Raw genomic sequence first — 11665 nt, forward strand, 5'->3', positions numbered from 1 at the left:
GTAATTTATATAAATTATTATTATAATTGTAAGCTATTAACTCACATTTGTGCTTGCGTTAAATTTAAAATATCTTTACTAATCATTGCTAATAATTTATTAATAAACTTTTCAAGATTAGTAGTAGTGGGTAAAACCATCAATTTTCCTTTTCCATCATTATATGGATTTTTTCCTAATTCATATTTTCAACTTAATGTTAATTGTTCATTTTCTATGTGAATAACTGGTAAATCCTTATTTCCTAAACTATAAGCAAATTCATTAAGTAAATTCATTACTTTTGGTTCTAAAATTAATCTTAATTTAATTTGATTATCACATTTTACTTCAAATAAATCTTCAAATAAATGTGATTCTAATTGAACTTTCTTTTTACTACGAAATTTTTTTGAAAATATATTACGTGGTGTTAATGTCATTGTAAAATTATTATTCCTAATAATAGTTGTGTAATAAACAAAACGTGTATAATAACAAGTAATTTTTTCTGTTTCAATAACTTGAGCAGCACTATTATATCCAGAACTTGTTTCATACATAACTTTTTGGTTAATGATACTTCCATAGTTAAAATTTTGACCATTAATACTTCCTATCATTACTTGTTCGCAATAATTATAATAATAATTAGGTTGTTCATCTAAAGGTAAATTACCTTGTGGTTCAATTGTTCAATAATCACTAATAGTTGTTAAATTCATTTGTGAATTATTATCTTTAATAACTCATTGATAATAGTTAATAATTGGTAATTCTTCTATTAATTTTTCATGAATTTTAGTTTTTAATACAAAACTCTGTACTAATAAAAAACATCCAACAATAAATCCAATAATACTAATAATGGTAAATGGTTTTTTAATAAATGATGATTTGTTAATACCAATACTAGCACCAATAGCAATTAGAGCAATAATGGCAGTAATAATTCATAAACTAATTCATAAACGATTATTTATTAATTTAATTCATCAATGATTACTACTATTATTATAGTCAGTATGAATATTATTAACAATCTCATTTACAACCTTTGGCGATAAATTATGTTTCATAATTATTCCATTCTTTTTTAATTCTTAATATAGTTTATAACTAATTTTGTTTTATAAAAAATAGAAAAAGACTAACTATAGATGTAATAATCTATTTAGAAGTCTAAAAACCTATTATTATAAAACTAATTACATTATAACATATATATTATTAGTTTTTTTCTAAAAAATCATTAATTTCAGTAATATTAACAGGTGCATTTTGTGGAGGTTTACCTGCATTACCACCATGCATATATTTTGCAGGAACTGCTACCATAAAAACTTTAGGATCGATTCGAACTATTTTTGTTTTAAAAAAATTATATTCTAATAATGACATTGTTGTCATCATCATTTTATATTCATTACCTGAATACAAACCTTTCACATTTCAAACATTACCACCACGTAAATAATTATTTCGATAAATATCATTACGGATTTGCTCTAATTCATTAGAAATAATAAAGACACTCATCAACATATATTTTGGATAAACTCTATTCATAACAAAAGCTGCTACATAAATATAAACAAGCGTTGACATAAAATAAGGTCTAACTAAAAAATTATCAACAAGACTAGTTTTCTGTAAAAAAGTTCCATCAAGAATTAAAACAATAACAACAATAATAATATTAGTATTTCTAATAATAGTAGCAATTGAATATTTACGTTTCATAGAAATATAAGTACTAATAAAATCCATACCACCACTAGATCCACCAGTTTTAAATAAAATACCAATACCAGCACCATAAATTAATCCACCTAAAGCAGCAAAAATAAAAGTACGTGGTAAAACTAAGTGCCAATAATCTGTAGTACCTTTTAATGGCTCATTACCTAAAACTTGAAAATTTTTAAGAACATCAATTGATGTTAACAAAAAGTTAATTCCGTTTTGAAATAACAAATAAATAATAGTATAAAGAGTAAAACGAAATCCAACCTTGAATAATCCTCAAATAATGATAGGACCATTAATAAGAAAATATACTGGATAAAATCAAAATGCTTGGGTTGTTTCTTGTTCAGTAATACTGCCATTATAAGATAAGGCAATAAATTTAGCTATTAATTGTGCAAAAGCTGATAAACCATTAGTATATAAACCAGCACGATTAATAAAATAAAAAAAGGAAACAGTTGTTAAAAAAGCACCAATAAAAATTAATAATAAATTTTTGGAAGTTATTTTTCAATTAAAGTTTTTTCATGAAGAATGGATCTCTTGCTTAACACCAATATTTTTAAAAGTAAAGGCATCAACAATTAACGGTGGCTCTTTATCTTTATTTTTTGCTTCTGAATTATTGGACATATTAAACTCCTTTTTAACTATTAAATTGAAGTATTGTTGGAACATAATTACTATCATCATAAGGCGAAGGTAAAGACATGTCAATTAATGAATCTTGAAAACTAATCACAAAATTAACTTTAAGTTCTAATTTATTAGGACCAGAACTTGTAACTTTTTGACCATCAATTCCTTTGATATTAATATTAACAGAATTAACATGAGGATTATTATTTAATGCTAAACTTATTCCTTCTTGAACTAAAGTTTTAGTTTTTTGAGAAAAATCAGCATATGTTTTATCAATATCAGGTTTAGTTTTTTCATCAACACTAATTGGTACTATTTGTTCTGATAATTTAGTAACATCACTAACACAACTATAAACTATGTAATCGCTTTGTGTATAAGAACATTTTATATTAAAAGTTTTTTTTATGTATTGTTCAACTTTAAAACTTTTATCATTATTTACTACTCCAACTTGACAAGTAATATTAATACTAATTCTACCAGTTGAAGCATCAACATCTCAAGTTCTTGATTTTGTTAATTCATCTATTTTACCATTATCAATCGTAAAATAATAACATTTAGTACCCACTTCTAATTGACTATCAAATCAAGTTGGTTCTTTAATATTTGCTTTATCTAAAATTAATTTGGCAAGTGATTGTGCAAGACTGTTTTCTAATGCTTCATTTTTAATAACTTGTTCTTTTTCAGGTCTTTGACCATCAATAGGAACATCCACTGGTTTTTTAATACCAACTTTTGACAAAGTTGCTTCTCAACCATTATAATTACCATTACCATTAGTAATTGCTTTTAAAATACTATCTTGTTGTTGATCAGAACAAGCTAAAACTGGCGTTACTATTCCACTACCAAAAGCAATAGTACCCATTAATGTTAAAATTTTTTTCATAATTATAATCATTCCTTAATTTATAAAATATCATATATAAATTGTAACTTATTTTTATTATTTTGCTATACACTATCTTCAAAATCTTTATAATTAATATTAGTTTATATTAAAGGAATTGATAATATGTTTAAAATTTTATATACACTAGTTACTATTTCACTAGTCACTTTTACTAATTTAAGCCAAGTGAAAATAAATAATTATCATCATAAAGAAATAAAATCAGAAAATACTATCCTAAACGAACAAAGTTTAACCTTAGCTTTTGAAAGTGGAAATTTTTATAATTGAAATGAAAATGATTCAACTAATTCTATTGCTGGTATTTTTACAAATTCACAAGCACAATCTTATTTATTAAATAAGGATGGCACATATAATAATTTAGACTTACAAATTAGTAATTTTATTAGATTTGATGATAACTTAGGAATTGCTACTTTAAATAATTTTCATAAAAGTGATGATAGTAATTTTATTAATAATTCATTTTTAATGACTAAAAATGGTATTAGTGATGATGCTACTGCCATTGAAACTCCAAATCATACTTTTACTAACTTTGGTAATAATATCGTTAGTACCGATATTGGTGCTGACTTAATTAATACAGACGGAAAAGTAACTAACTTAGTTACTCCCTATCATTATGGAAAAGGTAAAACTAGTTTTACTACTATAAATGCTACTTTTGGCGTTTTTGTTGGTGGTGATCAAAATTCTTATATTCTAAAAGTTGATGGTAATATCAAACCAATTAATATTAATGTTCCTAATCCAATACTATTAAATTCTTTTGTTGCCATTAATGATAATGGTGGCATTATTCGTGATGTTAATCGGCAATTATTTTATTTAACAATAGATGATAATGGTAATGCTACAACAAAACCATTAATTATTAATAAGGAACCACTGTTTAGTACTACTACTGTTTTTTTTAGCAAGACTGGTAACAATCAAGGAATTTTAAACGTAAATCTCAAAAATAGCTCCAAATTTTTTGGACAACCTTATCATTTAAGCATTACTGATAGTAATGATATTAAACTTACAAAAATTAATGAACATTATATGAATAATTTCATTTTACTTCATGATGGTTTAGGTGTTTTTATTGATGAACAAGAAATTGGCTATTTTGTAAATGAATTAGGTACTTTTACTAAAATTGGTTATTGTGCCAATTTCCAAAGAATAAATGATAATCTTGGTTTTATTAATAATAATACAAGTAAATTATTACTAAGTGATAGTAAAAATAACAATTGAAGTCGAATTAATACTATTAAATTTACTAAAACTAAAGATGAACAATTGACTAATTTTATTAATTCATATATTGATAAAGATAAACTCACTGCAGTTAATCGTACTAATAATTGAATTAGTAATAATAGTTTAATTTTAAATGTAACTAATGATGAGCTAAAAGATATTACTATTAATGATAATCAACCATTATTACCAAATATTAATAATAGTATTACGACTATTATTAATAGTAATTCTGAAATTAATATTAAATTTGAAGATGAAATAATAACTTACTATGTATTAATATATAATCAAAATATTTTGCCAACACTAGATAATAGTACTAATACTAATATTAAATATGTTGGAATAGTAAATAATAATTTATATGATATTAATAGCACTAATACTAATGACGGTTTTACAATTAATTTTGGGAGATTGTCAAAAATCCGGAATAAATTAATTCATATATAGTCTTATTATATTTCAGACAAGAAATAATTTGGATTTTTATGAAATTGTACTTAAATAATATAATTTTTTTGAATTTATTGCAACTAAAATACTTATAATTAAGTTTGTTAAATGTTAAACTTATGAAATAATGTTAAGGAGAATTTAAAGATGAAAATTAAAACACTGAAAAAATTACAGTTAATAACTGTATTACTATTTATTTTAAGCATTTTAACTTTAATTATAGGATTAATATTAATAGATTTTAGTCACTTTAATCTTTTTTATTTTGATAAAAATTTAAATTGTATTAATGGATTTAAAATGTTAAAACATTTTCAATTAAGTTTTATCATAGAGCATTCTGCAAAATATTTTTATAATCTTGGAACTCATCATATTAAAGAGAATTATTATGAATGAACTGAATTACGAAGTGGAATTTTTTTGGTTTTAATTTTAGTTCCAATTTTATTTTTTATAACTATGTTATTTACTTTTTTCATTATTGGTTTAAAAATAAAAATAAAAAATAATAATTTTTGAGATGCTATTCAAAATTGCGAAATAATCAATAATTACTATATTCATTAAATTATGTTTCTAAATTTATTTTGTTACATTTAAAAATAACCATTTTAATGTAAATACTAATATTATATGTTCTATTACCAAGCATTTCTTTTAAAAAATGTCAAATATTAGTTTCAGTAAAGCAACCTATATTTCACTTTGCACCTTGATTTTCAATACCTTGTTTATTATTTTTAAAATACTGTTTTTTTAATTTTTTATGATTATCTAATTCTTTATATAAATAGTTAATTAATTCATCATATTGACCATTATTAATTAAATTTTTACAGTGATTATATTCTTCTAAATATTTTTCTTTATTTCCAGCCATTATTCCAAGATATAATGTTCTAATTAAATGAAATTTATCTAAAACAAACTGTGCACCTAAATAATCAGCAACTTCTTTAATTCATCCTGCACTATCACCACAAATAATAATTTTTGCTTGTTCAATATTTTCATAAAATTTTTGACAATGTTCTTTAACAAATTCAGCAGTTTTTTTAACTCCAATTGGAGTTCTTGTTTTTCTTATAATTGCTTTTACTCTTTTATTTTATACTTTATGATTAATATTATCTGTATATGTTACTATTAATCTCATAGAGTGTTTTGTACCTTTACGTTTAAAATCTCAAAATTTTCGATGTCCATCATCAATTGCTACAAAAATATGGAATGGCAACCCTTTTTAGGACTATTTTTTGGTAGACATTTATTTTTGATAATTAACTGGAGTTAAGTAGTTTAAAGTGCTGTGAATTCTTATGTTGTTATATCAGTTGATGTAATCAAATAATTCTAATTTTAATTGGATTAATGATGTAAAATTTTTATCATTAATAAATTCAATTTTGAAAGTTTTAAAAGTTGCTTCAGCAACAGCGTTATCATAAGGACAACCTTTTTTGCTTAAAGAGCGATTAATATTGAATGCTAGTAAAAGTTTATCAATAATTTTATTATTAAATTCATTACCGCGATCACTATGAAATATTTGAATATCTTTTAAACAACGATTTGAGTGCATAAATGCTTGATGTACTAATGATGCATCTTTTTTAGTACCTACACTATGTCCAATAATTTCGCGGTTAAATAGGTCAATTAATAGGCAAATATAGTTTCATTTACCATTAACTTGAACATAAGTTAAATCACTAACAATAACTTCATTTTTAAGCCTATTATTAAAGTTTCTATTAACGATATTGGTTATTTGACTATCGTTGACTTTATTATGATGATTTTTGAATGATAATTTAGTGTATTTTGATATTAAATTATGTTTATTCATAATTTCTTTAATTTTTCTGCGTGACAAATAAATATTCTTTTCTTTTAGAACAACTTTTAATCTTCTTGTTCCATAAACTTCTTTATTTTCTTTAAAAGCACTAATAACAGCTTCATCATAAATATTATTTTGTTTTTTTTCTTTTTCCTTTAAATTAAAATAATATGTTGATTTAGAAAGTTTTAAAAAACGACACATTGTGCGAATTTTATATTTAACTTTATTTTTAGCAATAATTTCTATTTTCTGCCTATTATTAGTGCTGCTTGCTTTAAAATATCATTTTCCATTCGTAACTGTTTTAATTCTTTTCTTAATTTAATTAATTCATTTTCTTCAATAGAACGATTATCTTTAGTTTTAAAACTGCCTGAATTAGTAAATTGCTTAATTCAATTATAAGTAGCTGCTCTTGTAACATTGTACTCTTTAGCAAGACAAGACACTGACTTACCGCTTTGATATAAAGCTACTATTTGTTTTTTAAATTCATCGGTATATGAGTTAATATTGGCCATAATTATAGTTCCTTTCTTTTAACTAATTTGTTCACTTGTCTACGTAATTAGTGTCCAATAAAGTGTAACCTATCCAATAGGTTGATTTTTTTCCAATTTTACTTTTACTGGATTTGCTTCATTTATTTCTAAATTTTTAAAAACTCTATGAACGCTACTAACACTAATACCTGCCTTTTTACAAATCGCACAAATATCACGATATCTTTTTCCATCAGCAAAATTTTCAATAATAGTATCTTCGATATTGGATAGGTTACACTTTATTGGACACTAATTACGTAGACAAGTGAACAAATTAGTTAAAAGAAAGGAACTATAATTATGGCCAATATTAACTCATATACCGATGAATTTAAAAAACAAATAGTAGCTTTATATCAAAGCGGTAAGTCAGTGTCTTGTCTTGCTAAAGAGTACAATGTTACAAGAGCAGCTACTTATAATTGAATTAAGCAATTTACTAATTCAGGCAGTTTTAAAACTAAAGATAATCGTTCTATTGAAGAAAATGAATTAATTAAATTAAGAAAAGAATTAAAACAGTTACGAATGGAAAATGATATTTTAAAGCAAGCAGCACTAATAATAGGCAGAAAATAGAAATTATTGCTAAAAATAAAGTTAAATAAAGGGAGCGTACCGATGTTGTCAATAATATTCAAATTTGTCTTTAAATTATAAGATTAGACGAGAATAATTTAGACTTCAATATGCAATTGTATGTTAATCTTAACACTTGTAAAATATTAGTCAACAATAATACTTACTTTTATAACTCAAAAATTCTTATTAAATTTTACTTTAATAAGTTTTATTTTATTTTTAGTTATCTTTAAATTGAAATGGTTAATTTATAATAATTGTATTGCTGTATTTATTTGATAACATTTAAAATTAACCATTTTGGTATACATATCAATGTTATAAGTTCTATCACCAATCATATGCTTTAAAATTTGTTTAATATTAGTTTCAGTAAAGCAACCAATATTTTCAACTAATGCTTGATTTAATACGCCATCTTTTGCATTAACAAAATAACCAACTTTTAATTTTTTATATTGTAAAGTCAATGATTGTAAAAAATCAATTAATTCATAATATTGACCTTTGGAAAATAAATTTATTGCATTTTTATAGTGTAATTTAGCAATTTTATTTTTTCTTCTTCCAGCCATTATGCCAAGAAATAAAACATGAAAAGCATGGAATTTATCTAAAATAAATTTAGCATTTAAAATTGTAGCAGTTTTTCTAATTCATTTTGCACTATCTCCACAAACTATTAAATTTGCTTGGTCAAAATTTTCAAAAAATAAATTACCATATTTTTCAATTAATTTGGCAGTTTTTTCAGCACCAATTTCTGTTTTTGATACTCTAATTTTACATACAGCTCTTTTATTAATTAATTTTCCATTCTTCTTTTTACCAGTACAAAATACTAATAATCTCATTGAACATTTTTTACAATTTTTAGTATTATGTTTTTCATTAAACTTAAATTTTCTATGTCCATCATCAATATTTACATATAAATTTTGATATGGTTGTAATGGTATTTTGAGGATATTGGCTTTTGGTAATTGAAACTTTTTATATGTTCTACAAACTGTACTATTACTTATTAAACCTTCAATAAAAGTATCACAAACATCATGATACTTTTTACCATCTGCAAAATATTTCAAAATTTGTTTAATAACATTAGGTGCAAGTTTACTATATTTTTTAACACCAAGATAATTATCTAACAATGAAAGAAATTCCATTTTTTGTGTTTTTGGGTTATAATATGTACAAATACGTCGTTTATAAGTTAATAAACCTTTTTTTGTTTTTAATTTTCTTTTTCTAAATCTATATGACTTATATAAAGATTTATCACATGCATTTCATAAATAATCATCTATTTTTTTAAATAATTCTTCTGTTTGTTGTAAATTTAATTCATCTTGATTAAAATTGTGTTTGTCTCAATCAAAATGATTTACAAATGGTAATATAAACATTTTTAATGTTCCTTTCAAAATTTTATTTGTTAATAATTTAAGTTTAATTTTTTTTAAAAATAAGGAGTAAATATGGCTTTTATCACTAGTTATGTACAATTAAATAAAAAATATAATCTTAATTTTAGTGATAATAATTATGGTTTTAGTTGGGATATTTTTAAAGAATTTGTTGGTGATGAATGAGCAGAATATTTTACTACCAATTGTTTTTATCGTTTTGTACCAACAGCACGTGGAACAAGAAAAACTTGAAATTGTTTAGCATTTGATTTATTTATATGTTGTAATTTTAGTGATAGTAGTGTTCAAGAAGTAAGAAGATATGAAAATACTCATAGTGAAACTACAATTGGTGCTTTAATGAATGTTTGTCAAGTTTTATTAGATACATATAATATTAATTTATTACCTAATAATCCACATGGTATTAAATGAAAAATAACTAAGGATGGTGGATGTATTATTTTTCCTAATAATCAACAAATTGACTTTATTGGTTATGCTAATGGTAATAAGATTTTTGGAAAAGAAGCCGGTGGTTCAAGTTTTTTAGGTTCAAGAACAGATGAAATTATTATGGCAGAAGAAAAAGAAACACTAACAGAAAAGCAATTAACATATCGATATGAACGTTTACAAAACTCTATGTTTAGAAGTAATCGTATTAAAGTATCAAAAGAACCTATTAAAGAATGAAGTTGAACGTTTATTGATAAAAATATATATAGTCCTAATTTTGGAAAAAAAATTACTCGCTATTTTTATAAAAGTTTCTTTATTACTTTTACATGTAATCCTTATGATAAATATCATCCATTTTATTTAAAATACTGTATGCCATTTTTACCATTAAATGATAAAGTGATGGAAAATCTTAAAAAAAATGGCAAAATTTATTATGAAAATCAAGATATGTTTAGTGGTTTAGGTTTATTTGTTTTAAGATTTACTATTCAACCATTTTGAAATAAATTACCAGATATTCAAAAAAGAACATTATTAGAAATGAAAAAAAGTAATCCTGATGAATTTAATACTGTTTTTTATGGTTTTGAATTTTTAGATAGTGATGCAACAATTTTCCCATTTCAAAAAACTGTAAAGTGCTGACAACCATATGATTTAAAAGAATTTTATAATTCAAAAAAAGATATGTATAAATTTGATTTTTATTCAGTTGGTGTGGATTGAGCAACTGGTCATAAAGACCATACTGTATTTATAGTAGTGGGTTTTAAAGAATATAATAATACTGGTTATTATGATGCTTATATTATTTGTGAATTAGTAGTTACTCCAAATGATTTTATAAATGAAAATGAAAAAATTAATGCTTATGTTAATGAAATTTTAGGATTAATTGATAATTTTGAAAATTTTGAACAAGCAATTTATTTTTATGATGATAAAGCACGAACTGCCATTGATTGATTAAATCAAAAATTAATAGATGAACATAATACTATTTTAATCACACAAACTGCTATTAAACATGCTTCAAATTTAAATCAAGAAGCAGGATTAACTAATAGAGTAGTTTGAATGAGAAACATTATGAGTTATGGAAACTTTTATGCAAATAAAGATGATTTACCAAAGACTACTCAATGTTTAGAAGAATTACGTTATGACCAAACCAAAACTAACATTCCTGATAAAAATATGTATCAAGACCCGTATGATGGATTATTTTATGCATTGTATCCATATAAAAATGTAATTAGGGGTAAAAATAATGCTACTGTGAAAAAAAGCATCTTCACATTTGCCATATAATAAACAACTACAATATCATTAATAGTATAGGTATCACAAAATAAACGCCTTTTATTTAGGCGTTATTTTGCGTTTAAAAACGTACTTGTAAAAATAATCAAAAATAGTACAATTTATAAGTAAAATCAAGGAAAAAAGGAGTAATTTAATATGAAAACATGAATAAAAGCAAATTTAAGTAAAATAACATTAGCATTAGCACTAACTAGTGCTACAACTGGAACAATAGGATTAATCATGGGGGGTGCTTACCCATAATCTTAGTGGACTTAAATATTATTTAAATTCATATAAAGAACCTATAATGGGTGTTCAGAAAATATGAATGTTTGACATTCATGGTATTTCAGTTTCTATAAAAAGTGAATTTAAAATATACTTTGCTGATAATCCTAAAAAAACAAAATTTTATAATGGTGGAGATACTATTGAAAGAATAGATATACCATGAGATGGCAATTATCCATATGGTTATTTTAATAAATAA

Annotated in this window: 12 protein-coding genes; 5 read left to right on the forward strand and 7 right to left on the reverse strand. The window is 23.4% G+C overall.

The window, feature by feature from the left end; genetic code table 4:
* Positions 1 to 20: 20 nt before the first annotated feature.
* From AACK89_RS02900 to AACK89_RS02910, 3 genes are all read right to left on the reverse strand, one after another.
* Positions 21 to 1058, reverse strand: coding sequence for a DUF3137 domain-containing protein (locus AACK89_RS02900; protein WP_338979105.1), 1038 nt, complete (start codon positions 1056 to 1058; stop codon positions 21 to 23).
* Positions 1059 to 1209: 151 nt separating this feature from the next.
* Positions 1210 to 2364 (reverse strand): YitT family protein, encoded by a 1155-nt coding sequence (locus AACK89_RS02905; protein ID WP_338979107.1) that lies wholly within the window; start codon positions 2362 to 2364, stop codon positions 1210 to 1212.
* A 13-nt stretch (positions 2365 to 2377) separates the two neighbouring features.
* Positions 2378 to 3271, reverse strand: a complete 894-nt coding sequence (locus tag AACK89_RS02910) for a hypothetical protein (RefSeq protein ID WP_338979109.1) — start codon at positions 3269 to 3271, stop codon at positions 2378 to 2380.
* A gap of 126 nt (positions 3272 to 3397) precedes the next feature.
* Between AACK89_RS02910 and AACK89_RS02915 the strand changes: the two genes are divergently transcribed.
* A complete protein-coding gene (locus tag AACK89_RS02915) occupies positions 3398 to 5008 on the forward strand; it encodes a hypothetical protein (protein WP_338979110.1) in 1611 nt (536 codons plus the stop codon).
* A 150-nt stretch (positions 5009 to 5158) separates the two neighbouring features.
* The gene (locus tag AACK89_RS02920) at positions 5159 to 5584 is read left to right on the forward strand and encodes a hypothetical protein (protein ID WP_338978046.1); all 426 of its coding nucleotides are present in this window, start codon (positions 5159 to 5161) and stop codon (positions 5582 to 5584) included.
* Between the two features lies 1 nt (position 5585).
* On the opposite strand, the gene AACK89_RS02925 is transcribed toward AACK89_RS02920, so the two are convergent.
* From AACK89_RS02925 to AACK89_RS02935, 3 genes are all read right to left on the reverse strand, one after another.
* Entirely contained in the window at positions 5586 to 5897 is a 312-nt protein-coding gene (locus tag AACK89_RS02925) for a hypothetical protein (protein ID WP_338979112.1), read from the reverse strand.
* 228 nt (positions 5898 to 6125) lie between these two features.
* Entirely contained in the window at positions 6126 to 6254 is a 129-nt protein-coding gene (locus AACK89_RS02930) for a hypothetical protein (RefSeq protein ID WP_338979114.1), read from the reverse strand.
* A 30-nt stretch (positions 6255 to 6284) separates the two neighbouring features.
* A protein-coding gene (locus AACK89_RS02935; RefSeq protein ID WP_338977768.1) for an IS3 family transposase occupies positions 6285 to 7384 on the reverse strand; the annotation gives its coding sequence in 2 pieces (ribosomal slippage) (positions 6285 to 7141 and positions 7141 to 7384; 1101 coding nt in all).
* A 324-nt stretch (positions 7385 to 7708) separates the two neighbouring features.
* Here AACK89_RS02935 and AACK89_RS02940 point away from each other — a divergent pair.
* Positions 7709 to 7987 carry a transposase gene (locus tag AACK89_RS02940; protein WP_338977702.1) on the forward strand — a complete coding sequence of 93 codons (279 nt, stop codon included), beginning with the start codon at positions 7709 to 7711 and terminating at the stop codon, positions 7985 to 7987.
* A gap of 251 nt (positions 7988 to 8238) precedes the next feature.
* On the opposite strand, the gene AACK89_RS02945 is transcribed toward AACK89_RS02940, so the two are convergent.
* Positions 8239 to 9399, reverse strand: a complete 1161-nt coding sequence (locus tag AACK89_RS02945; protein ID WP_338977750.1) for an Mbov_0401 family ICE element transposase-like protein — start codon at positions 9397 to 9399, stop codon at positions 8239 to 8241.
* A 72-nt stretch (positions 9400 to 9471) separates the two neighbouring features.
* On the opposite strand from AACK89_RS02945, the gene AACK89_RS02950 reads away from it, so the two are divergent.
* Entirely contained in the window at positions 9472 to 11178 is a 1707-nt protein-coding gene (locus tag AACK89_RS02950) for a hypothetical protein (RefSeq protein WP_338979116.1), read from the forward strand.
* 244 nt (positions 11179 to 11422) lie between these two features.
* Positions 11423 to 11665: a hypothetical protein gene (locus AACK89_RS02955; RefSeq protein WP_338977753.1), complete on the forward strand. Its 243-nt coding sequence runs from the start codon at positions 11423 to 11425 to the stop codon at positions 11663 to 11665.

It is taken from the genome of Spiroplasma endosymbiont of Panzeria rudis (assembly GCF_964019705.1).
Lineage (GTDB): Bacteria > Bacillota_I > Bacilli_A > Mycoplasmatales > VBWQ01 > Spiroplasma_E > Spiroplasma_E ixodetis_A.